We start from the raw sequence: 23,370 nt of genomic DNA, 5'->3' as shown, positions 1-23,370 counted from the left end.
TGATTACGACTTACGCAGCATCAGCCACAGGCTAATCAGGAAGAAGCTGGCGCTTGGCAGCAGCGCACCAATAATCGGCGGAATGCCGTATACCAGCGTTAACGGGCCAAAGATTTGGTCCAGCACATAGAACACAAAGCCAAAGCTAATCCCTGTCACCACGCGCACGCCCATCGGGACGCTACGCAGCGGACCAAAGATAAACGACAGCGCCATCAGCATCATGACCGCTACAGACAGCGGCTGGAAGACTTTGCTCCACATATTGAGCTGGTAGCGTCCGGCGTCCTGGCCGCTCGACTTCAGGTATTTCACGTAGTTATGCAGACCGCTAATTGACAGCGCGTCAGGATCCAACGCCACGACGCCGAGCTTGTCGGGCGTCAGGTTGGTTTTCCAGGTGCCGCTCACCGTCTGCGAACCGGTGATTTGTTTCGGATCGGTCAGGTTGGATTCATCCACCTGCGACAGACGCCAGACCTTCTGCTCCGGGTCAAACGTCGCGCTTGCGGCATAGCGAACGGACTGCAGACGGCGCTTGTCGTTAAACGAGTAGATGCTAATCCCTCCTAACTCGGCCTCGCCTTTCACCCGCTCGATGTAGACAAAGCTGTCACCGTCTTTCGCCCACAAACCCTGCTGGGTAGAGAGCAGCGAACCGCCGTACATCTGCTGTGCACGGTAGTTACGCGCCATCTGCTCACCCTGCGGCGCGACCCATTCACCGATGGCCATCGTCAGCAGCACCAGCGGAATCGCGGTTTTCATCACCGACAACGCCACCTGCATACGGGTAAAGCCAGAAGCCTGCATCACCACCAGTTCACTACGCTGGGCCAGCATGCCCAATCCCAGCAATGCCCCCAGCAGCGCCGCCATCGGGAAGAAGATCTGGATATCTTTCGGCGCACTGAGCAGGGTATACAGCCCGGCGCCCATCGCATCGTAGCTCCCCTGCCCGGCTTTTTTCAGCTGGTCGACAAACTTGATGATCCCGGAGAGCGACACCAGCATGAACAACGTCATCATGATGGTGGTGAAAATGGTTTTACCGATATAGCGGTCAAGTACACCAAAAGGCTGCATTATACCGCTCCTTTACGCATAAAACGGGCACGCAAGCGGCGCATCGGCACCGTATCCCAGAGGTTAAGCACAATCGCCAGCGCCAGATACGCCAGGTTAACCGTCCACATCCAGAACACTGGATCCAGCTTACCTTTACCACCGTTCGACTTCAGCGACGTTTGAACCAGGAAGAACAGCAAATAGAGCAGCATTGCTGGCAGCATCGACAGCACGCGACCCTGACGCGGGTTCACCACGCTCAGCGGTACGACCATCAGCGCCATCATAAATACGGTGAATACTAACGTGATACGCCAGGTCAGCTCCGCGCGGGCACGATCGGTGTCGGTCGTCCACAGCGTACGCATGTTCATCTGGTCGGTATCGTTTGGATCCAGTGCCACGGCCTGATGACCGATAATCGCCTGATAATCCTGGAAGTCGGTAATGCGGAAATCGCGCAGCAGCGCGGTACCTTCAAAGCGCGTGCCCTGGTTCAGCGTCACGATCTGAGAGCCATCGCGCGTCTGAGTAAGATGTCCGGAATCCGCTACCACCACCGAAGGACGGGCGTTACCTTTCGGGCGGATTTGCGCGAGGAACACATCTTTGAAGTTGCTGCCGTCAACGCTTTCGATAAACAGCACCGAACCGCCGTTGGTCGCCTGCTGGAATTGCCCCTGAGCAAGCGCCGCCATACCGGGGTTCGCTTTCGCCTCCGCCAGGACTTCGTCCTGATGTCTGGAGGACCACGGCCCGGCCCACATCACGTTAACCGCCGCAATAATACTGGTAAACAACGCCAGCACCATCGCCGCTTTCACCAGCACTGCCTTGCTCAGCCCGCAGGCATGCATAACCGTAATTTCGCTTTCGGTATACAGTTTGCCCAGCGTCATCAATAGCCCGAGGAACAGGCTTAAGGGCAAGATAAGTTGCGCCATTTCTGGCACGCCCAGCCCCAGCAGCGAGAGCACCAGATTTGCCGGGATATCACCGTCAACCGCCGCACCAAGGATCCTGACCAACTTTTGACAAAAGAAGATCAAAAGCAGGATGAATAGGATCGCAAGTTGGCTTTTGAGCGTTTCCCGAACCAGATATCTTATGATTATCACTTTAAATACGCCCGTAAAAACCCGTCTTTTGCCGGAATTTAGCTTGTTTCATGGCTTAAACGTCATTTATTCTCTTGAGTCGTCGAAATCGTCGCTAAGATCATTATACTCAACGGATCCACCTCTCAGAAATTGTTCTGACGTGCCAATGCCGTAATAACGTTAAGATTAACACGAAGTCACCGCAACAGCGGGTATGAGTTACGAAAGCTTGCAATTCTATCCGTAGCCACCGCCGTTGTCTTTAAGATTCAGGAGCGTAGTGCATGGAGTTCAGTGTAAAAAGCGGTAGCCCGGAGAAACAGCGGAGTGCGTGCATCGTCGTGGGTGTCTTTGAACCACGCCGCCTCTCTCCGATTGCAGAGCAGCTCGACAAGATCAGCGACGGGTACATCAGCGCACTGCTGCGTCGCGGCGAACTGGAAGGCAAACCGGGTCAAACCCTGTTGCTGCACCATGTTCCTAACGTTCTGTCTGAGCGAATTCTCCTCATTGGGTGTGGCAAAGAGCGCGAACTTGATGAGCGCCAGTACAAGCAGGTCATTCAGAAAACCATCAATACGCTGAATGATACTGGCTCAATGGAAGCCGTCTGCTTTCTGACTGAGCTGCACGTCAAAGGGCGCAATAACTACTGGAAAGTGCGTCAGGCCGTTGAGACGGCACAGGAAACGCTGTACAGCTTTGATCAATTGAAGACCAACAAAAGCGAGCCACGTCGCCCGCTGCGTAAAATGGTCTTCAATGTGCCGACCCGCCGCGAACTGACCAGCGGTGAGCGTGCGATCCAACACGGTCTGGCAATCGCCGCCGGCATTAAAGCGGCTAAAGATCTTGGCAACATGCCGCCGAACATCTGTAACGCCGCCTACCTGGCCTCTCAGGCGCGCCAGCTGGCAGACAGCTACAGCAAAAATGTTGTGACCCGCGTGATCGGCGAGCAGCAGATGAAAGAGCTGGGCATGCACTCTTATCTCGCCGTCGGTCACGGCTCGCAGAATGAGTCGCTGATGTCGGTCATCGAGTACAAAGGCAATCCGTCCGAAGACGCGCGTCCGATTGTGCTGGTCGGTAAAGGGTTAACCTTTGACTCCGGCGGTATCTCCATCAAACCAGCCGAAGGCATGGATGAGATGAAATACGACATGTGCGGCGCGGCTGCGGTATATGGCGTGATGCGCATGGTGGCCGAGCTTCAGTTGCCCATCAACGTTGTCGGCGTACTGGCGGGTTGCGAAAACATGCCAGGTGGCCGCGCATATCGCCCAGGCGATGTGCTGACCACCATGTCTGGACAGACCGTTGAAGTGCTCAATACCGATGCCGAAGGCCGTCTGGTGCTGTGCGACGTGTTAACCTACGTCGAGCGGTTTGAGCCAGAAGCAGTGATTGACGTTGCGACCCTGACCGGCGCGTGCGTAATTGCGCTGGGCCATCACATCACCGGCCTGATGTCGAACCACAACCCGCTGGCGCATGAGCTGATCGGTGCGTCCGAGCAGGCTGGCGACCGCGCGTGGCGTTTGCCGCTGGGTGATGAATACCAGGAGCAGTTAGAGTCCAACTTTGCGGATATGGCGAACATCGGCGGACGTCCTGGCGGTGCCATTACCGCGGGCTGCTTCCTGTCACGCTTTACCCGTAAGTACAACTGGGCGCACCTGGATATCGCCGGTACCGCATGGCGTTCAGGGAAAGCCAAAGGCGCAACCGGTCGTCCGGTCGCGTTGCTGTCGCAGTTCTTGCTCAATCGTGCCGGTTTTAACGGCGAAGAGTGATGTAAAACGCCGGGTGTCGGCTTCGCCTTACCCGGCCGACTACATCACTCAACCGTAGGCCGGGTAAGCATAGCGCCACCCGGCTTTGCATTTAAATCCACAACAAGAAGCCCCATATCATGAGAAACGCAACGTTCTATATTCTGGACAATGACAACACCGTCGATGGCTTAAGCGCCGTTGAACAACTGGTGTGTGAAATTGCCGCAGAACGTTGGCGTGCTGGCAAGCGCGTGCTGATCGCCTGTGAAAACGAAAAGCAGGCTCTTCGACTGGATGAAGCTCTGTGGGCAAGGCCGGCAGAAAGCTTTGTTCCGCATAATCTGGCGGGCGAAGGTCCCAGAGGCGGCGCGCCGGTAGAAATTGCCTGGCCGGAGAAACGCAATAGCAGCCCGCGCGACCTGCTCATCAGTTTGCGCGTTGGCTTTGCAGATTTTGCCACCGCTTTCACAGAAGTGATAGACTTCGTTCCTTACGAAGATTCTTTGAAACAATCGGCACGCGATCGCTACAAAGCTTACCGCGTGGCTGGTTTTAACCTGAATACGGCAACCTGGAAATAATGGAAAAGACATACAACCCACAAGATATCGAACAGCCGCTTTACGAGCACTGGGAAAAGCAGGGCTATTTCAAACCTAACGGCGATGAAAGCAAAGAGTCCTTCTGCATCATGATCCCGCCGCCGAACGTCACCGGCAGTTTGCATATGGGTCATGCTTTCCAGCAAACCATCATGGATACCATGATTCGCTACCAGCGCATGCAGGGTAAAAACACCCTGTGGCAGGCCGGTACCGACCACGCGGGTATCGCTACCCAGATGGTGGTTGAGCGTAAGATTGCCGCTGAAGAAGGTAAAACCCGTCACGACTACGGTCGCGAAGCGTTTATCGACAAAATTTGGCAGTGGAAAGCGGAATCCGGCGGCACCATTACCCGTCAGATGCGCCGTCTCGGCAACTCCGTTGACTGGGAGCGCGAGCGCTTCACTATGGACGAAGGTCTTTCCAATGCCGTGAAAGAAGTCTTTGTTCGCCTGTACAAAGAAGATCTGATCTACCGTGGCAAGCGTCTGGTCAACTGGGACCCGAAACTGCGCACCGCTATTTCTGATCTGGAAGTGGAAAACCGCGAGTCTAAAGGCTCCATGTGGCACATCCGCTATCCGCTGGCCGACGGCGCGAAAACCGCAGACGGTAAAGATTACCTGGTCGTCGCCACCACCCGTCCGGAAACCGTACTGGGTGATACCGGCGTGGCTGTGAACCCGGAAGATCCGCGCTATAAAGATCTGATTGGCAAATTCGTTGTTCTGCCGCTGGTTAACCGCCGCATTCCGATCGTCGGTGATGAACACGCCGACATGGAAAAAGGCACCGGCTGCGTGAAGATCACCCCGGCACACGACTTTAACGACTACGAAGTCGGGAAACGTCACGGCCTGCCGATGATCAACATTCTGACCTTTGACGGTGACATCCGTGAAACCGCGGAAGTGTACGACACCAAAGGCGAAGAGTCCGACGTTTACTCCAATGAAATCCCGGCTGAGTTCCAGAAGCTGGAACGTTTTGCTGCGCGTAAAGCGGTGGTTGCCGCCGTTGATGCGCTGGGCCTGCTGGAAGAAATTAAACCGCACGACCTGACCGTACCTTACGGCGACCGTGGCGGCGTGGTTATCGAACCGATGCTGACCGACCAGTGGTACGTCCGTGCCGACGTGCTGGCAAAACCGGCGGTTGAAGCGGTTGAGAACGGCGATATCCAGTTCGTACCGAAGCAGTACGAAAACATGTACTTCTCCTGGATGCGCGATATTCAGGACTGGTGTATTTCCCGTCAGCTGTGGTGGGGTCACCGTATCCCGGCATGGTATGACAACGACGGCAACGTCTACGTTGGCCGTACCGAAGACGAAGTGCGCCAGGAAAACAACCTCGGTGCCGACGTTGCGCTGCGCCAGGACGAAGACGTTCTCGATACCTGGTTCTCTTCTGCACTGTGGACCTTCTCTACCCTCGGCTGGCCGGAAAACACCGACGCGCTGCGTCAGTTCCACCCAACCAGCGTGATGGTTTCCGGCTTCGACATTATCTTCTTCTGGATTGCCCGCATGATCATGATGACCATGCACTTCATCAAAGATGAAAACGGCAAGCCGCAGGTTCCGTTCAAGACCGTCTACATGACTGGTCTTATCCGTGACGACGAAGGCCAGAAGATGTCCAAATCCAAGGGCAACGTAATTGACCCGCTGGATATGGTCGATGGTATCTCTCTGGCAGAACTGCTGGAGAAACGTACCGGCAACATGATGCAGCCGCAGCTGGCTGAGAAAATTGCCAAGCGTACCGAGAAACAGTTCCCGGACGGCATCGAGCCGCACGGCACCGACGCCCTGCGCTTCACCCTGGCAGCGCTGGCCTCTACTGGCCGCGACATCAACTGGGATATGAAGCGTCTGGAAGGTTACCGTAACTTCTGTAACAAGCTGTGGAACGCCAGCCGCTTCGTGCTGATGAATACCGAAGATCAGGATTGCGGCTTCAACGGTGGCGAAATGACCCTGTCGCTGGCGGATCGCTGGATCCTCGCTGAATTCAACCAGACCATCAAAGCGTACCGCGAAGCGCTGGACAACTTCCGCTTCGATATCGCCGCGGGCATTCTGTACGAGTTCACCTGGAACCAGTTCTGCGACTGGTATCTGGAGCTGACCAAGCCGGTCATGAACGGCGGTTCCGAGTCTGAACTGCGCGGCACCCGCAATACGCTGGTTACCGTGCTGGAAGGTCTGCTGCGCCTGGCACATCCGATCATCCCGTTCATCACCGAAACCATCTGGCAGCGCGTGAAAGTGATTTGTGGCAACACTGCAGATACCATCATGCTGCAGCCGTTCCCGGAATATAACGCAGCGCAGGTTGATGAAGCCGCGCTGGCCGATACCGAATGGCTGAAGCAGGCGATCGTTGCCGTACGTAACATCCGTGCGGAAATGAACATTGCCCCGGGTAAACCGCTGGAGCTGCTGTTACGTGGTTGCAGCGCTGATGCGATGCGTCGTGTGAACGACAACCGTAGCTTCCTGCTGAACCTGGCGCGTCTGGAAAGCATTACCGTGCTGCCAGCCGATGACAAAGGTCCGGTCTCCGTGACCAAAATCATCGACGGCGCCGAACTGCTGATCCCGATGGCGGGCCTCATCAACAAAGAAGATGAGCTGGCACGTCTGGCGAAAGAAGTGGCGAAAATCGAAGGCGAGATTGCCCGTATCGAAGGCAAACTTTCCAACGAAGGTTTCGTTGCCCGCGCACCGGAAGCGGTTATCGCCAAAGAGCGTGAGAAGCTGGATGGTTACGCAGAAGCCAAAGCGAAGCTGATTGAACAGCAGGCGGTCATCGCCGCGCTGTAATTGCCTATGCCGGATAGCGCTGCGCTTATCCGGCAAACGGGCACCGTCATCGTAGGTCGGATAAGCGTAGCGCATCCGACACCACAGACGATAAAGCCTCTGACGCATAGGCTCAGAGGCTTTTTATTGAATTATCCTCGCTTGCGCTTCCCCTCGCCGCAGTGGTATTAACTGCATATGTCTCACTTTTATGTCATGAGTTCGCTATGAGTGCCATTACCTCCGTCGCGGCAACGCTGCGCCGAATTTCTGCCGATGATAACGCCGCCATTGCCCGTGTTATCCGCAAAGTTTCCGCTGAATACGGGCTTACCGCCGATAAGGGCTATACCGTTGCCGACCCTAATCTGGACGAACTGTTCCAGGTTTACAGCCAGCCGGGCGCGGCCTACTGGGTGGTTGAGCAAAACGGTGAAGTCGTGGGCGGCGGCGGTGTTGCACCGTTAGGATGTAGTGAACCAGACATTTGCGAGCTGCAAAAGATGTACTTCCTGTCGAGCGCGCGCGGTCAGGGGCTGGCGAAAAAACTGGCGCTGATAGCGCTCGAACATGCCCGCGAGCAGGGTTTTAAACAGTGCTATCTGGAGACCACAGCGTTTCTGACTGAGGCAATCCGCCTGTATGAGCATTTAGGCTTTGAGCATATCAGCGAAGCGCTGGGCTGTACCGGGCACGTAGATTGTGAAGTGCGGATGTTAAAGCCCCTCTGACCTTACGCCGAGAGGCTTTAGCCGCGTTACTGCATCTCGGCTGAGAGCATCAGTCGAATAACGCCAGCCGCGCGGGCGGTTGGCAGCTTCAGCACCTGAGACCAGAGATCCTGCACTATCTCACAGGCAATCTTCTCTTTGCCGATCGCTTTAGTCGGATCGGCCATGATCTGAATATCCGGCCCATAGCGCTGTACTAACCCAGGGCTTATTGCTTGCAGATCCTGCAACGCCAGCTGTTTCTCTTCTGCCGTGACCGTATGTTTGTTCGGACCATAGGCAGCACGCATCATACTCATATCACTCGCCATACGACGGTTCATGATCTCATGCGGAACCAGACGTGCCGGGTTAATCCCCCCTTTCACTGCCGGAAACAGAAAGCGGAAGCATTCGTCATCACCGATTTTGGCCACAGCAGCGATCTGCTCAAGGTTAATTTTCATATATTCAATGACATTGGCATCTGGCGCCTGCTGCAATCTTGCCATTTGCAACTGAAGAATTTGCGGCTGTATCGCGTCGATAACCTGCTGTTCGCTACTCCCTGCTTTCTTCATCTGCGCTGCCTGGCTGATAATTTTTTGTGTCAGCTCAGGTTCCTGCTCCTTAATCACCTGAAACGCCGGATTGGAGAGCATCGCCTTTTCAAACTGCTGCTCTTCGGTCAGACCATAATCCGGGCTTTCGCGTGGGATAAGGTAATGCACATCAAACAGATTCCACGCGATAATCGCCACCACAAAAACCACCGCGCCGGAGATCTTGCCCAGCCAGCCTCTTTTGCGAAACATGCCGACGACGATAGCAATCACCGCCCCGATATAACCTGCCAACAAAACGTGTGCCCAGTTCATTAACCATCCTTATGCCAAATCATCTCTGTTACGGGGATATATTTCCCCTTCGTGTGTTTTGATTATTACGGCAGCAGCGAGCGATTTCCAGCCACCAGATTTTGCTAACAGAAACAGGAAGGATTAAACCGCGCGGCGATGAGCACCGCGCGTCAAAGAAAGGATTTAAACTGGCACACCGCTGTGGAAGCGGAATTCATCGTCAGGAGAGGTGATCAACGCGGCTTCTACTTCGCCAAAAAACCGCACCCGGCTACTGATATCATCGGCTGAAACCTGCTGCGCCAGCGCCAGGTAATCCTGATAGTGTCGGGCCTCGGATCGCAATAGCGACAGATAAAACGCCTGCAGATCATCATCCAGATACGGCGCCAGCGCGGCGAACCGTTCGCAGGAACGCGCCTCAATGTAAGCCCCGCAAATCAGTTTATCGATTAGCGTTAAAGGCTCATGGGTGCGTACCTCTTTGAGCATGCCTTTGGCGTAACGGCTGGCGGTAATCTTGATATAGGGAATGTTGCGGCTCATCATCGCCTCACGCACCTGCCAGAAATGATGCAGCTCTTCTTTGATCAGCAAAACCATGCTGTCGATAAGCTTGCGTCCCCACGGGTCGTCGGTTTGCGGCATCACGCTTTTGCTTATCTGTTTATTCAGCGCGATAAAATCCGGCTCATCCCCTTCTCTGAAAGCAAACGCTTCATAGGGCTTCAGCCAGTCCAGCAGCGCCTGCGATCCCTGTTTATCCGCGACATACTTACGCACCAGCAGCATCGCCGTTTGCGCCGCTTTCAGCTCACAGACGAGGTGATCGGTCAATAACAGAGGCAGATTCGCTGGGTCTCGCGCTTTATCAAGCCAGGCCTGGGGCGTTTTACAGTGCAGGAAGTTGTAGATCGGGGAAAGTATTTGCAGGTAATCCATACGTTGTCCTTGGCCTGCGGCAGCCTGGGCTACCGCAGGTCAGTAGATGACTTAGTGACGCACGCCGTCATCATCTTCGTCGACGAGGTCTTCATCGTCGCCGTCTTCACCTTCTTCGCCGTTCGGGTCTTCAAAATAGGTACCCCAACCGTCGTATTCCACATCATATTTTTCAGCCAGGTTCATCAGTTGCTCAACCTGAGCATCAATCAACTCCGCATTCAGTGCACATTCGCTCAGAATGTCACAGCAAATAACCGTGTCGCCTTCTTCCACTTCCAGCTCTTCCGGCTCGGTCACTTCATAACCCAGCTTGAAGGCTTCTACTGCCGCTTTTTCCAGGGTTTCGAAGTCATCCGCGGAAAGGTGATGCTCGATGGTGTACAGCGCATCTGGATCGCTGCCATCTTCGAGTAGCTCTTCAATAATCAAGCGCGTTTCTTCACGCTGTTCTTCCAGTAGTTCCGGGTTTGCCATGGCTCGTTCCTCATAATGTCCTGCCGATACTCTTATTGTCACATACCGCTGTCATTGCCTCCACCTTTCCAGGAAAGATTTGTTAAACAAGGTTGCAAATGAATAAACATCCATATAAATTGAATTTTAATTCAATAAATGGCCTAAGCCATGTGAGGGAACCATGTCTGCGTTTTATCAGAAACATTTTTTGAAACTGCTTGATTTCACCTCTGCTGAACTCACGTCACTGCTCCAGCTCGCCGCGCAGCTGAAGGCAGATAAGAAAAACGGCACTGAAGTCGCTAAGCTCACCGGTAAAAATATCGCGCTCATCTTCGAAAAAGACTCAACCCGTACCCGTTGCTCTTTCGAAGTTGCCGCATACGATCAGGGCGCGCGCGTGACGTATCTCGGGCCAAGCGGCAGCCAGATTGGTCATAAAGAGTCGATCAAAGACACCGCCCGCGTGCTCGGCCGCATGTACGACGGTATTCAGTATCGGGGTCACGGTCAGGAGATTGTCGAGACGCTGGCGGAATATGCCGGAGTTCCGGTGTGGAACGGATTAACCAACGAGTTTCACCCCACTCAACTGCTGGCGGATCTGTTAACTATGCAGGAACACCTGCCGGGTAAAGCGTTTAATGAGATGACGCTGGTCTACACCGGTGATGCCCGCAACAATATGGGCAATTCCATGCTGGAAGCCGCCGCGTTAACCGGGCTGGATCTGCGCCTGGTCGCACCGCAGGCCTGCTGGCCGGAAGAAAGTCTGGTTGCGGAGTGCAAAGCGCTGGCGCAGAAAAACGGCGGCAATATTACGCTGACTGAAGATGTCGCCACTGGCGTGAAAGACGCGGACTTCATCTATACCGACGTCTGGGTATCAATGGGCGAAGCAAAAGAGAAGTGGGCCGAACGTATTGCGCTGCTGCGTAAGTACCAGGTTAATAGCGCGATGATGGCGTTGACCGGCAATCCGCAGGTGAAATTCCTGCACTGCCTGCCCGCGTTTCATGACGATCAAACCACGCTTGGCAAACAAATGGCACAGGAATATGGTCTGCACGGCGGAATGGAAGTGACCGATGAGGTCTTTGAATCCCCCGCCAGTATCGTATTTGATCAGGCGGAAAACCGGATGCACACCATCAAAGCGGTGATGGTGGCGACGCTGGCGAAGTGAGGGCATGGATGAAAAGAATGCCGGATGGCGATGCTAAGCATCTTATCCGGCCTACAACCGCGCTCCCGTAGGCCGGGTAAGGCGAAGCCGCCCCCGGCAAATACGCTTATGCCACCCGCATTTTCACCACGGCTTTGCGTACCAGCGCTGGAGCACCGACCGCGCACAGCGGTTTATGCACTTCGCCCGGATAAAACACCACGAAATCACCTTCGTTCAGCACCACCGTTTTCTCCTGTACCCCTTCCGGCAGGAAGGCGATATCTTTATCCGCCAGCCAGTCAGTTTCCGGCGCGCCCGCAGGCTGCGTGCTGAAGGTCATGCCTTCCTGACCTTTGAGCAGGATCTGAATATCCAGATAGCGCGCGTGATACTCGGCGCGGCGCTGTGCAAACGGCTCCGTCATATCTTCAGCAATCAGATAAAACAGACGATCGCCGTCGATGTCGTGCTTACCTTTTTCCGTCTCATCCGTCACATGCGCTTTAATGTGTTCAATCGCCTGACGCAGCTCTTCCGGCAGCCAGGCATCCAGGTTGTGAATATTGCCGACAATCATCTCAAACCCCTTAATTAAAACATCGTTTCATTTTAGTTGTTATACGAAAAAATGGTCTGCCATACTACTGCTATTTGCCGATATTTTGCGTCAACGCATGTTTATCTCATTGTTACTGTTTGGCATTCAGGGTGAATGAATATTCATGAGAATCGTTTGCGATGAATAATTTGTGCATTTTTCGCTTGATCCCATAACGGAGCTGAGTATAATCGCGGACAATTTGCCGGGAGGATGTATGGTTCAGTGTGTACGACATTTTGTCTTACCGCGTCTGAAAAAGGACGCTGGCCTGCCGTTTTTCTTTCCGTTGATCACCCATTCCGAGCCCCTCAATTGAGGGGCTTTTTTTTTGCCCAGGCGTCAGGAGATAAACATGGCTAATCCGCTCTATCAAAAACACATCATTTCCATAAACGACCTCAGCCGCGATGACCTCAATCTGGTCCTCGCAACGGCGGCGAAATTAAAAGCTAACCCACAGCCGGAGCTGTTAAAGCATAAGGTTATCGCCAGCTGCTTCTTTGAAGCCTCAACCCGCACCCGTTTATCCTTTGAAACCTCCATGCACCGCCTGGGCGCCAGCGTGGTGGGTTTCTCTGACAGCAGCAACACCTCTCTGGGCAAAAAAGGTGAAACATTGGCCGATACCATTTCCGTCATCAGCACCTATGTCGACGCCATCGTAATGCGCCATCCGCAGGAAGGCGCCGCGCGTCTGGCTACGGAGTTCTCCGGTAACGTTCCGGTACTGAACGCAGGCGACGGCTCCAACCAACATCCCACCCAAACGCTGCTGGATCTGTTCACCATTCAGGAAACTCAGGGTCGCCTGGACAATCTTCACATCGCCATGGTGGGTGACCTGAAATATGGCCGCACCGTCCATTCCCTGACCCAGGCGCTGGCGAAGTTTGAAGGTAACCGTTTCTACTTCATCGCCCCGGACGCGTTGGCCATGCCGCAATATATTCTGGATATGTTGAATGAAAAAGGTATCGCCTGGAGCCTGCACGGCACTATTGAAGAGGTGATGGCGGAGGTCGATATCCTCTACATGACCCGCGTACAAAAAGAGCGTCTGGACCCGTCCGAATACGCCAACGTGAAAGCGCAGTTTGTTCTGCGCGCCAGCGATCTGAACGGCGCCAGAGCAAACATGAAGGTACTGCATCCGCTGCCGCGTATCGATGAGATCACCACCGACGTCGACAAGACGCCGCACGCCTGGTATTTCCAGCAGGCTGGCAACGGCATCTTCGCCCGCCAGGCGTTACTGGCACTGGTACTGAATAGCGAACTGGCACTGTAAGGGAGAAAAAGAGATGACACACGATAACAAACTGCAGGTTGAAGCCATCAAACGTGGCACCGTGATTGACCATATTCCCGCACAGGTTGGTTTTAAGCTGCTGACGCTGTTCAAACTGACGGAAACCGACCAACGTATCACCATCGGTCTGAACCTGCCGTCAGGCGAGATGGGCCGTAAGGACCTGATTAAAATTGAAAACACGTTCCTGACCGATGAGCAGGTAAACCAGCTCTCCCTGTACGCCCCGCAGGCAACGGTAAACCGCATTGACGATTACGACGTGGTGGGTAAATCACGTCCGAGCCTGCCTGAGCGTATCGACAACGTACTGGTTTGCCCGAACAGCAACTGTATCAGCCATGCTGAACCAGTATCTTCCAGTTTTGCAGTGAAAAAGCGCGCTGATGACATCGCACTCAAATGCAAATACTGTGAAAAAGAGTTTTCGCATTATGTGGTGCTGGCCAACTAATTGGGGTTGGTTATGAGATCCCGGCTCCCTATAATGAGCGGGAACATTCTACTACCGCTGTAATTCAGGAGAAATCATGAGCAAGACTATCGCGACGGAAAATGCACCAGCAGCAATCGGCCCATACGTTCAGGGCGTTGACCTGGGTAGCATGGTAATCACTTCCGGTCAGATCCCGGTCGATCCGAAAACCGGTGCCGTAGCGGAAGACGTGTCCGCTCAGGCACGTCAGTCGCTGGAAAACGTAAAAGCTATCGTTGAAGCAGCAGGCCTGAAAGTGGGCGACATCGTAAAAACGACCGTTTTCGTTAAAGACCTGAACGATTTCGCAACTGTAAACGCGACCTACGAAGCATTCTTCACCGAACACAACGCGACCTTCCCTGCGCGTTCTTGCGTAGAAGTTGCCCGTCTGCCGAAAGACGTGAAAATCGAGATTGAAGCGATCGCCGTTCGTCGCTAAGTCTTATTAGAGAGCCCTGCTCTGGCAGGGTTCCTTAAGTATTGCAGCCTATAACTGAAAAAATCAATTCTCTTCCATTATTCTTTAAGGTGATGGTTTCATTTTCGATTATCCCCACACCCCAATTATATAATTCCATTTCCCCTTTTTGCTGTGATTCTATATTCTCTGAGAAACAGGTTTGTCCTAAAACCCAGTTCAACCTTGAACTATAAATATTAATTTTAAGATCATCATCACTATCATTCTTCATCTTTTCCAATGTATAAACTATCTTATTGTGAATTTTAAAACTAACAATATTGTTATATCTTTCAACTGAGTTAATAGAAAAAATACAGATAAACATTATAATTAGTAAAAAAAATATTTTTATAGTAGCTCGTCTTATAAAAGTGTTCATTGGCCATGTCTCCATAAAAAAGAATAACCAGATGAACCAATGAGCGCTTTATTTTTTTCCTGACACTTAATTACCCCCCATTTCTCTGCGACCAAGGATATATCATTTTCATGTGCAATTTTACGGTAAACGTACCGATAAGGCTGAAATGGATCGTGTAGAGGAGTGTTCATTTCCCTTACAATAATATTCCCAGACGATTTCTCCAAATAAACATATAAACCATGCCAGGATAAATTCTTTGCATAGTGGGTATTTGAATCATCGTTACGGCACCATTGTACAACCAGAAGATAATGACTTTCACGTACGGGTAACCAGCAAACCAAAATAATATACAGCATATAACAAAAGGCACAAACTAAAGCGAAAGTAAGTATTTTTTCCATGTAAAATAAAGTGCCATGCTCAGTCATGCCATTTTACCTCTGACTCAATGGCACCAAAAATATTGTACTCTCTGGCCAGACACTCCTGATGAAACCTCCCCATAAAAGTATCATTCACAGGAACGATACTACCTAAACGAACTCCAGAATTTGCGACACTAACATTCCAGTTATACCTGTCAAAAAACTTAAACTGAAATGTCAAATTATAACTACATAGTCTACTACCATTGCTCATTGTATTTTTATACTTATCTTCGGTAATTTGCACTCGACCTTTGCCCCAGTATTGATAACCTCCTATAGCATAAAACAAGTCTGGATCGCTAGAAATAAAATCATCAGTATTAACATGTGCAGAAGTAAACTCATGCTGACCTGGCGGCAATGTTTTACAAAAACTCTTTGCTGCATCCAATAATTGCACATAATTATCCCTTAACTGGGCTGATTTCCCCATCATATCAGTTAAGTTAATATGTATGTCTTCACCCGTATTTTGCAAATAGTGCAGTAAATTTTCTCGTGCAAAAGGATATCGATACTTTAAATATAAGCTCCCATCAATCAACCGCTCCAGGTAATATTTATAATAATAAAATTGATCTGAAAAATGCCCCGCGCTGCACCATTCACCACTTCCAACATCAATACTATATTCAGGTTCCTCTCTCCCAAATATATAAGCGTTCATAATGCCTCCTGAGAATGATTAACATGACAAGATTTTAACATTTATAATCTAGCGTATTCTGTTGGAAGACACTGGCAATGCCATAATTCAGAAAATATTTAGCTGTATTGGGTGAAACACAAAAAAACGGGCATGGAAGCCCGGAATGAATTTAGGTAGGCCCGGTAAGCGCGAGCGCCACCGGGCATTTATCACATCACACCAAATAGTTTCGGCAGGAACAGCGAAATCGCCGGAATGTATGTCACGAGCATCAGCACCAGGAACAGCACGAGGTAGAACGGCAGCATCGCTTTCACCACCTGCTCTATTTTCTGCTTACTCACCGCACTGGCCACAAACAGCACCGACCCTACCGGCGGCGTAATCAGGCCGATCCCTAAGTTCACCAGCATGATCATACCAAAATGGACCGGATCAATGCCGAGCGCGTTGGTCACCGGCAGCAGAACCGGCGTTAGGATCAGGATCAGCGGCGCCATATCCATTAGCGTACCGATCAGCAGCAACATGATGTTAATGCACATCAGAATGACGTATTTGTTGTCCGAGATGCTGGTGAAGGCTTCGGTGATACGCATCGGCAACTGCATATAGGTCATGACGGCGCCGAATGCAGCGGCAAAGCCTATCAGGATCATGACGATCGTGACCGTTTTCACCGTGCGGAACATCAGCTTCGGCAGCTCAGACCATTTATAGTCACGATAGATAAACATGGTGACAAAGAAGGCCCACAGGCAGGCAATTGCTGCAGACTCCGTTGCGGTAAAGATACCTGACAGGATACCGCCCATGATGATCACAACGGTCATCAGGCCCCACAGCGTATCGACGAAAATCTTCAGCGCCTGGCGAAACGGTACACGTTCTCCTTTTGGATAACCGCGCTTGTGCGCGAACGCCACACACATCACCATCAGGCTGAGGCTTAACAGCAGCCCCGGCAGGATCCCGGCGATGAACAGCGCGGCAATCGACACCGTGCCACCGGTTGCCAGCGAGTAGATAACCGAGTTATGGCTGGGCGGCGTAAGAATCGCCTGCACCGAACCGCTGGCCGTTACCGCTGCGGCAAAGTCACGCGGATAACCTTTTTTATCCATCTCCGGGATCATTACCGAACCGATGGACGCGGTATCCGCCACGGACGATCCGGAAATAGCGCCAAAAAAGGTTGATGCCACAATATTTACCAGCGACAGTCCGCCGCGGATAAAACCAACAAAAATATAGGCAAAGTTCACCAGTCGCCGCGCAATTCCCCCTTCGGCCATAATAGCCCCGGCCAGAATAAAGAATGGGATCGCCAGCAGCGAAAACTTATTCACCCCACTGGTCAGTTGGATCATTACCGCTTCCAGCGGAATATCTATGTACCAGGCCCCAATGATGGCGCTAATGCCAACTGCGTACGCTACCGGTACCCCAATCGCCAGCATAATGCCGAGCGTAAAGACGAGAATAAATGCATCCATCTGCTTTCCTTTCTGAAATGGGGGCGGTAACTAGCTGGTCGATCCCAGCATAACAACGGGACGTTGGTACTGCGGTCCACGGAAAATCTTTTCTGCGATAAACAGCAGCGTTATGGCAGAGCCAATTGGCAACGGAAGATAGTTTTGCCCGGCGCTTAAAAGCGGGAATTCCGCCACGGGCTGGTCCCACAGTTCAAGACAGAGATTGGTTCCGTACCAGAGGATAAACAGGCTTATCGCCACCAACATAACGTCTGCGATTACCGAGCAATAACGGCGGGAAGCATCCCCCAGACGGTCAGTCACCATGCTCACCGCGATATGCGAGCCTGCACGATAGCTCACCGCCGCGCCAATAAAGGTGAATGTCACCATACAGAGAATAGCGACGGGTTCAGGCCATGACAGGGCGTTATTCAGAACATAACGCGCGAATATGCCAATGGGGATAATGGCGACCATGACCAATAATGCGATACCGGCAATCCACATTGACACCCGATAAAGAAAATCCATTACCGATGAATAGCATTCACCCATAATTATCACCTCGAATTAATCAAAAGATTCAGGCGGAGGGTTGATATCCTCCACCTGATGAATTACTTCACATCCTGAATACGTTTGATCAAATCCTGGTGGTCTTTACCGTAATTATCCCGCACTGACTGCGTGGCTTTATAGAAATAGTCCGTATCAATATCGTGGAACTGAACGCCGTTGGCTTTCATGGTCTCCAGTGATTTCGCATTATAATCCTGCCAAAGTTTTCGTTGCTCTATCTGTGCTTCCTTGGCGAGTTTAATAATGAGATCCTGATCTTCTTTTTTCAACTTATCCCATTTAGCTTTCGAAAACAGAAAAAGCTCAGGAATAATAAAGTGTTTGCTCCAGGTATAGTTTTTCACGACCGGCAAATAGTTATGCGCAACAAACGTTGGCGGGTTATTTTCCGTGCCATCAATAACGCCGGTCTGCATGCCGCTAAATACTTCACTGACGCCCATGACAACGGAGTTAGCGCCCATCGCTTTCAGGGTATCCAGCGCTATTGGACTTCCTTGAACGCGGATTTTCATACCGTGTAAATCTTCCGGTTTCACCACCGGATTTTTGGTGATCAGGTTACGCGTGCCGGCATCCATCCAACCGAGAAACACCAGCCGCGATTTGGTATTGGCCGTCAGACGGTCGCCAATTTCCTGACCGATCATGCCATCGAGAACCTTATGCAGATGGTCCTCATCGCGGAAAATATATGGCAGGGTAAACACGTTAATTTCAGGGAGAATAGCGGCAACAGGCGTCATTGAGACACGAATAATATCGATAGCGCCTAATTGCGCCTGTTCAATCATCTGTTTTTCATCGCCTAACACGCCACCCGGAAAGGTTTTAATCTCCAGACGACCGTCGGTCGCAGCGCTAAGTTTTTCCCCCATATGTTTGACAGCAACAACGTTCGGGTAATCAGCCGGATGCACATCTGCGGCGCGAAAAGTTTGTGCCAGCGTTGCATGACTCGCCAGGAATACAGACGCGCCAATACACAGACTTAACAGGTTTTTTGTCAGTTTCATTTGTCCTTCTCCAGAAGTTCATAATATCCATTAACAGGAATAGCTTGCAGAGCAAATGACTGCCGGAATTAAAAACGGGCAGCGAGAAACTTTCTTAACGACGTTACCTGCGCAGACTAACTGGTGTAACAATTTATTTCGATGACTGCGTTCACAAAAAATCGCAGATGCTTAAAATTTTTAGCACACTGTTTCATTTTTGCAATGCAGATCGTTTTATTGATACAAAAACAACGCAAAGAAGGCGATTTGATACTAATAACACCCGTTAGCATTTCAATAAAAATAAAACACTAATATTTTGGGAGAATATCTTTCGAATGAAAAAGAGAAATGCAGGATGGTATTAACACCATCCTGCAGAGACGTTGAGGATTACTGCCAGCCGTAGCGACGGCTATAAAAACCTTTCACAAGCTGGGTTAATGTCATGTAACCCGCCAGAATCGCAATCAGCCATGGGAAGTAGCTCAGCGGCAGCGCCTGCAATTGCAGGTAGCTGGCCAGCGGCGAGAACGGTAATGCAATGCCCACCACCATTACCACCAGCGTCATCAGCATCAGCGGCCATGCGGCGCGGCTCTGGATGAACGGCACGCGACGGGTACGGATCATATGCACAATCAACGTTTGCGACAGCAGGCCCACCACGAACCAGCCAGACTGGAACAACGTCTGATGTTCAGGCGTATTGGCATGGAAGACGAACCACATCAGGCAAAAGGTCAGAATATCGAAGATCGAGCTGATCGGTCCAAAGAAGATCATAAAGCGGCCCAATTCGCTGGGATTCCAGCGCTGCGGCTTTTTGATCTGCTCTTCGTCGACGTTATCAAACGGAATCGCCACCTGGGATACATCGTACAGCAGGTTCTGAATCAGTAAGTGCAGCGGTAACATCGGCAAGAACGGTAAGAAGGCGCTCGCCACCAACACGCTAAACACGTTACCGAAGTTCGAACTGGCCGTCATTTTGATGTACTTCAGCATGTTAGAGAAGGTACGGCGTCCTTCGATCACCCCTTCTTCCAGCACCATCAGGCTCTTTTCCAGCAGGATGATATCCGCCGCTTCACGTGCAATATCTACCGCGCCGTCAACGGAGATACCAATGTCCGCCGCGCGCAGCGCCGGGGCATCGTTTATACCATCGCCCATAAAGCCGACCACATGGCCTTCGCGCTTGAGCAGCGTGACAATGCGCTCTTTGTGCATTGGCGTCAGACGGGCAAACAGCGTGGTGCGCTGAGCAAGCCGAGCCAGCTCATCATCGCTTAACCCTTCAATGCTGCTACCGATAACCACATCACCCGCATCCAGGCCCACTTCATGACACACTTTCGCCGCCACCAATTCGCTATCGCCAGTGAGGATTTTCACCGTAATACCGCTGGCTTTCAGCGCTTTAAGCGCAGGTGCGGTGGTCTCTTTCGGCGGATCGAGGAACGCAATATAGCCTTCGAGGATCAGATCTGATTCATCAATACGCTGATAATCACCTTCACGCGCTGGCAGGTATTTCGTCGCCACCGCCACCACGCGCAGCCCCTGGCGGTTCAGCGTGTCCGTGACGCGTTTCACCCGACGCAGCATGTTGTCATCTAACGGGACTATCTCACCGTTGTGACGCACCTGGGTACAGACGTTGAGGATCTCCTGTAGCGCCCCTTTACAGACCAGTTGGTGTACATCGGTTTCTTCTGCCACCACTACCGACATGCGGCGACGTTCAAAATCAAACGGGATCTCATCGATTTTCTGCCAGCGAGTCGAGAGCTGGCGGGCTGATTCTTCGTCCACGCCTTCCAGCACCGCCGTATCCAGCAGATTCTTCAGCCCGGTCTGATAATGGCTGTTCAGCCACGCAGAATGCAGGACATGTTCGCTGGGCTTTCCAGAGATATCCGTATGATTCTCAAGTACAATTTTATCCTGAGTCAGGGTGCCGGTTTTATCGGTGCACAGGATATCCATCGCGCCAAAGTTCTGGATAGCGTCGAGGTGTTTAACGATAACCTTTTGTTTTGACAGCTTCACCGCCCCACGCGCCAGCGTTGAGGTGACGATCATCGGCAGCATTTCCGGTGTCAGTCCCACCGCCACAGACAGGGCAAACAGCGCCGCTTCCCACCAGTCGCCTTTAGTGTAGCCGTTGATGATAAGCACGATGGGCGCCATCACCAGCATAAAGCGGATCAGCAGCATGCTGACGCGGCTGATCCCTTTCTGGAAGGCATTCTGCTCGCTTTCCTGCTCGCTGACGCGGCCTGCCAGTTGCCCGAACCAGGTATTGGCGCCGGTTGAAATCACAATGGCCTGCGCCGTGCCGCTCACTACGTTGGTGCCCATAAAGCACAGGGTATCGCATTCCAGCGGGTTGCTTTGCTGCGGATCGCGACTGGTTGCCACTTTCTCCACCGGCAGCGATTCACCGGTCAGCGAAGCCTGGGCCACGAACAGGTCACGAGCCTGCACCACGCGCAAATCGGCTGGGATCATATCCCCTGCCGCCAGCTTGATGACATCGCCGGGAACCAACTGGTCGATCGGCAGTTCAACCCAGCCGTTCTCCCCTTTCTCGTTGATAACGCGCAGCACCGTGGCGGTGTTGCTGACCATCGCTTTCAGCGCATCAGCCGCTTTGGTGGAACGCGCCTCTTGCACAAAATTCAGCAGCGTAGAGATGACGACCATCAGGGCGATGACCCCAGCGGCAAACAGATCTTCGGTGGCATAGGAAATCGCCCCAAGAATGGTCAGCAGTATATTAAACGGGTTGCGATAGCAGACCCACAGATGCACCCACCAGGGCGACGGCTTCTGCGCCGGCAACTGGTTCTCGCCATGTATTTCGCGGGCGTTTTCGACTTCTGCGGCGTTTAAGCCTTCCGGATGAGCGCCGAACGTTTTCCACAGCGCTTCTTCGTCCATCAGCGCCATTTTCAGGCAATGTTCGCTCAGCGATGGCGGGATCGGCGTGCTGGCAACGGTCTGAGCATTCGGCAATGGATCACGATGCACCAGACGATGCGGTAAATGGCGGTTTAGCCGGGCAAACAGCTGGCGGGTTATATTTTTGAACATAGGCAGTCCCTCTGCACCAGTATAAACAGGCGCAGTAAATCCTTCAGGCGTGGCAAAGCCTTGCCTGGTGGCAATATTAAAATCACAACAGGGACGTCAGAACGTCACTGTCTTACAGTTCCGGTAAGACAGTGAAAGACAAGCTTACCGGAAAGGGTTGTTTCTCCATCTCGGGAGAGGGGTGGGATCGGGATCCATATAGCCTCCGGTAAGTGAATGATTTGCGCTGCGGATTATACGCAGAAAACCATAAGGTTTGTGGCAATTATGGCGGTATGATAAACCATGGAAACTAAACCAAACATATACCAGACTTTGCCCATTGCACTGTGCTTGAGTAAAGTTATTCTCTATTTGGCATAACTTCACACGCAACATGGGAAAACAGGATGCAAAATCGGCTGACCATTAAAGACATCGCCCGCTTAAGCGGTGTGGGAAAATCAACCGTTTCCCGTGTGCTCAACAATGAAAGCGGCGTGAGTGAACGTACCCGCGAACGCGTTGAGGCGGTGATGAATCAGCACGGTTTTTCCCCTTCCCGCTCCGCACGCGCCATGCGCGGACAAAGCGACAAGGTGGTGGCGATTATCGTCACGCGTCTGGACTCGCTTTCGGAAAATCTCGCCGTGCAGACCATGTTGCCCGCCTTTTATGAACAGGGCTACGATCCGATCATGATGGAAAGCCAGTTCTCGCCCGGGCTGGTTGAAGAACATCTCGGCATGCTCAGACGCCGTAACATTGATGGCGTGGTGCTGTTCGGTTTTACCGGCATTACTGAAACCATGCTCGCCTCCTGGCAGGATTCTCTGGTGCTGCTGGCAAGAGATGCAAAAGGCTTTGCCTCCGTCTGCTATGACGATGAGGGTGCCATTCGTACCCTGATGCAGCGTTTATACGAACGCGAGCATCGCCATATTAGCTTTCTTGGTGTTCCGCATAGCGATGTGACCACTGGTAAACGCCGCCATGAGGCCTACCTGGCATTCTGTAAAAAACATAAACTGCATCCTGTGGCAGCGCTACCTGGTCTGGCCATGAAGCAGGGCTATGAACAGGCCGCCAACGTCATCACCCCGGAAACCACCGCCTTAGTCTGTGCGACGGATACCCTTGCCCTTGGCGTCAGCAAATACTTGCAGGAGCAGCGAATAGAGAACCTGCAGTTGGCAAGCGTGGGCAGCACGCCGCTGATGAAATTCCTCCATCCGGAAATTATCACCGTCGATCCAGGATACGCCGAAGCCGGGCGACAAGCGGCCTCGCAGCTGATCGAACAGATCAACGGCCGTAGCGAACCACGACAAATCGTTATTCCTTCCACCCTCTCCTGATCGCTTTCTGAGCATTAATTTGTGATCTTCGCTGCGTTTCGGGAACGTTCCCATTTTTAAAAATTCATCGAAGATATA

At 52.2% G+C, this 23,370-nt stretch carries 27 protein-coding genes; 12 read left to right on the top strand and 15 right to left on the bottom strand.

Annotated elements, in window-relative coordinates:
* Positions 1-3: 3 nt before the first annotated feature.
* The 3 genes from lptG to OGY18_RS21950 form a co-directional block, all read right to left on the bottom strand.
* On the bottom strand, positions 4-1,086 hold the full coding sequence (gene lptG, locus OGY18_RS21960) for an LPS export ABC transporter permease LptG (protein ID WP_003025875.1): 1,083 nt from the start codon (positions 1,084-1,086) through the stop codon (positions 4-6).
* On the bottom strand, positions 1,086-2,186 hold the full coding sequence (gene lptF, locus OGY18_RS21955; RefSeq protein ID WP_043018253.1) for an LPS export ABC transporter permease LptF: 1,101 nt from the start codon (positions 2,184-2,186) through the stop codon (positions 1,086-1,088). The genes lptG and lptF overlap by 1 nt, the downstream gene beginning before the upstream one ends.
* A gap of 62 nt (positions 2,187-2,248) precedes the next feature.
* Entirely contained in the window at positions 2,249-2,299 is a 51-nt protein-coding gene (locus OGY18_RS21950) for a hypothetical protein (protein WP_212723231.1), read from the bottom strand.
* A 153-nt stretch (positions 2,300-2,452) separates the two neighbouring features.
* Here OGY18_RS21950 and pepA point away from each other — a divergent pair, with 153 nt between their 5' ends.
* The 4 genes from pepA to OGY18_RS21930 all read left to right on the top strand — a co-directional run bounded on the left by pepA (position 2,453) and on the right by OGY18_RS21930 (position 8,092).
* Positions 2,453-3,964 carry a leucyl aminopeptidase gene (gene pepA, locus OGY18_RS21945; protein ID WP_003025870.1) on the top strand — a complete coding sequence of 504 codons (1,512 nt, stop codon included), beginning with the start codon at positions 2,453-2,455 and terminating at the stop codon, positions 3,962-3,964.
* 119 nt (positions 3,965-4,083) lie between these two features.
* Positions 4,084-4,527 carry a DNA polymerase III subunit chi gene (gene holC, locus OGY18_RS21940; RefSeq protein WP_003830256.1) on the top strand — a complete coding sequence of 148 codons (444 nt, stop codon included), beginning with the start codon at positions 4,084-4,086 and terminating at the stop codon, positions 4,525-4,527.
* Positions 4,527-7,382, top strand: coding sequence for a valine--tRNA ligase (locus OGY18_RS21935; RefSeq protein WP_008786064.1), 2,856 nt, complete (start codon positions 4,527-4,529; stop codon positions 7,380-7,382). The genes holC and OGY18_RS21935 overlap by 1 nt, the downstream gene beginning before the upstream one ends.
* Before the next feature lie 206 nt (positions 7,383-7,588).
* A complete protein-coding gene (locus OGY18_RS21930) occupies positions 7,589-8,092 on the top strand; it encodes a GNAT family N-acetyltransferase (RefSeq protein ID WP_275397725.1) in 504 nt (167 codons plus the stop codon).
* Between the two features lie 26 nt (positions 8,093-8,118).
* Here OGY18_RS21930 and OGY18_RS21925 read toward each other — a convergent pair whose 3' ends face one another.
* The 3 genes from OGY18_RS21925 to rraB all read right to left on the bottom strand — a co-directional run bounded on the left by OGY18_RS21925 (position 8,119) and on the right by rraB (position 10,350).
* Complete coding sequence (locus tag OGY18_RS21925) at positions 8,119-8,949, bottom strand: topoisomerase II (RefSeq protein WP_286554342.1); 831 nt, start codon at positions 8,947-8,949, stop codon at positions 8,119-8,121.
* A gap of 165 nt (positions 8,950-9,114) precedes the next feature.
* Positions 9,115-9,873, bottom strand: a complete 759-nt coding sequence (miaE, locus tag OGY18_RS21920; protein ID WP_286554340.1) for a tRNA isopentenyl-2-thiomethyl-A-37 hydroxylase MiaE — start codon at positions 9,871-9,873, stop codon at positions 9,115-9,117.
* Between the two features lie 51 nt (positions 9,874-9,924).
* Entirely contained in the window at positions 9,925-10,350 is a 426-nt protein-coding gene (gene rraB, locus OGY18_RS21915; RefSeq protein ID WP_003025845.1) for a ribonuclease E inhibitor RraB, read from the bottom strand.
* Between the two features lie 98 nt (positions 10,351-10,448).
* Between rraB and argL the strand changes: the two genes are divergently transcribed.
* Positions 10,449-10,544 (top strand): putative translational regulatory protein ArgL, encoded by a 96-nt coding sequence (gene argL, locus OGY18_RS27585; protein ID WP_370867251.1) that lies wholly within the window; start codon positions 10,449-10,451, stop codon positions 10,542-10,544.
* Complete coding sequence (gene argF, locus OGY18_RS21910) at positions 10,514-11,518, top strand: ornithine carbamoyltransferase (RefSeq protein WP_003830265.1); 1,005 nt, start codon at positions 10,514-10,516, stop codon at positions 11,516-11,518. Before argL ends, argF begins: the two co-directional genes overlap by 31 nt.
* A 106-nt stretch (positions 11,519-11,624) precedes the next feature.
* Here the strand turns inward: argF and OGY18_RS21905 are convergent, their stop codons facing one another.
* Positions 11,625-12,077: a YhcH/YjgK/YiaL family protein gene (locus OGY18_RS21905; RefSeq protein WP_048215052.1), complete on the bottom strand. Its 453-nt coding sequence runs from the start codon at positions 12,075-12,077 to the stop codon at positions 11,625-11,627.
* Positions 12,078-12,315: 238 nt separating this feature from the next.
* On the opposite strand from OGY18_RS21905, the gene pyrL reads away from it, so the two are divergent.
* The 5 genes from pyrL to ridA all read left to right on the top strand — a co-directional run bounded on the left by pyrL (position 12,316) and on the right by ridA (position 14,327).
* Entirely contained in the window at positions 12,316-12,417 is a 102-nt protein-coding gene (gene pyrL, locus OGY18_RS21900) for a pyr operon leader peptide (protein ID WP_003025819.1), read from the top strand.
* Positions 12,398-12,451, top strand: coding sequence for a pyrBI operon leader peptide (locus OGY18_RS27385; protein WP_106875647.1), 54 nt, complete (start codon positions 12,398-12,400; stop codon positions 12,449-12,451). Before pyrL ends, OGY18_RS27385 begins: the two co-directional genes overlap by 20 nt.
* 2 nt (positions 12,452-12,453) lie before the next feature.
* Entirely contained in the window at positions 12,454-13,389 is a 936-nt protein-coding gene (pyrB, locus tag OGY18_RS21895) for an aspartate carbamoyltransferase (RefSeq protein WP_003025818.1), read from the top strand.
* 13 nt (positions 13,390-13,402) lie between these two features.
* Entirely contained in the window at positions 13,403-13,864 is a 462-nt protein-coding gene (gene pyrI / locus OGY18_RS21890) for an aspartate carbamoyltransferase regulatory subunit (RefSeq protein WP_003025816.1), read from the top strand.
* 76 nt (positions 13,865-13,940) lie between these two features.
* Complete coding sequence (ridA, locus tag OGY18_RS21885) at positions 13,941-14,327, top strand: 2-iminobutanoate/2-iminopropanoate deaminase (protein ID WP_000047544.1); 387 nt, start codon at positions 13,941-13,943, stop codon at positions 14,325-14,327.
* Between the two features lie 34 nt (positions 14,328-14,361).
* On the opposite strand, the gene OGY18_RS21880 is transcribed toward ridA, so the two are convergent.
* The 8 genes from OGY18_RS21880 to mgtL all read right to left on the bottom strand — a co-directional run bounded on the left by OGY18_RS21880 (position 14,362) and on the right by mgtL (position 22,153).
* A complete protein-coding gene (locus OGY18_RS21880) occupies positions 14,362-14,730 on the bottom strand; it encodes a hypothetical protein (RefSeq protein ID WP_149281805.1) in 369 nt (122 codons plus the stop codon).
* Positions 14,727-15,146, bottom strand: coding sequence for a hypothetical protein (locus OGY18_RS21875; RefSeq protein ID WP_286554337.1), 420 nt, complete (start codon positions 15,144-15,146; stop codon positions 14,727-14,729). The genes OGY18_RS21880 and OGY18_RS21875 overlap by 4 nt, the downstream gene beginning before the upstream one ends.
* On the bottom strand, positions 15,139-15,813 hold the full coding sequence (locus OGY18_RS21870) for a hypothetical protein (protein ID WP_286554335.1): 675 nt from the start codon (positions 15,811-15,813) through the stop codon (positions 15,139-15,141). Before OGY18_RS21870 ends, OGY18_RS21875 begins: the two co-directional genes overlap by 8 nt.
* 191 nt (positions 15,814-16,004) lie before the next feature.
* Entirely contained in the window at positions 16,005-17,291 is a 1,287-nt protein-coding gene (locus OGY18_RS21865) for a TRAP transporter large permease (RefSeq protein ID WP_003830349.1), read from the bottom strand.
* A 30-nt stretch (positions 17,292-17,321) separates the two neighbouring features.
* Positions 17,322-17,831 (bottom strand): TRAP transporter small permease, encoded by a 510-nt coding sequence (locus OGY18_RS21860; protein ID WP_043018240.1) that lies wholly within the window; start codon positions 17,829-17,831, stop codon positions 17,322-17,324.
* 62 nt (positions 17,832-17,893) lie between these two features.
* Complete coding sequence (locus OGY18_RS21855; protein WP_048215053.1) at positions 17,894-18,871, bottom strand: TRAP transporter substrate-binding protein; 978 nt, start codon at positions 18,869-18,871, stop codon at positions 17,894-17,896.
* A 375-nt stretch (positions 18,872-19,246) separates the two neighbouring features.
* Positions 19,247-21,955 (bottom strand): magnesium-translocating P-type ATPase, encoded by a 2,709-nt coding sequence (gene mgtA / locus OGY18_RS21850; protein ID WP_063941632.1) that lies wholly within the window; start codon positions 21,953-21,955, stop codon positions 19,247-19,249.
* 144 nt (positions 21,956-22,099) lie between these two features.
* Positions 22,100-22,153 (bottom strand): mgtA regulatory leader peptide MgtL, encoded by a 54-nt coding sequence (gene mgtL, locus OGY18_RS27380; RefSeq protein ID WP_223240846.1) that lies wholly within the window; start codon positions 22,151-22,153, stop codon positions 22,100-22,102.
* 191 nt (positions 22,154-22,344) lie between these two features.
* Here mgtL and treR point away from each other — a divergent pair, with 191 nt between their 5' ends.
* A complete protein-coding gene (treR, locus tag OGY18_RS21845; RefSeq protein ID WP_286554332.1) occupies positions 22,345-23,292 on the top strand; it encodes a trehalose operon repressor TreR in 948 nt (315 codons plus the stop codon).
* The last annotated feature ends 78 nt before the right edge of the window (positions 23,293-23,370 follow it).

The organism is Citrobacter sp. Cpo142, from assembly GCF_030332425.1.
GTDB lineage: Bacteria > Pseudomonadota > Gammaproteobacteria > Enterobacterales > Enterobacteriaceae > Citrobacter > Citrobacter portucalensis.
Note: the sequence above shows the minus strand (reverse complement) of the source record. Positions and strands in the feature narration are given on the sequence as shown.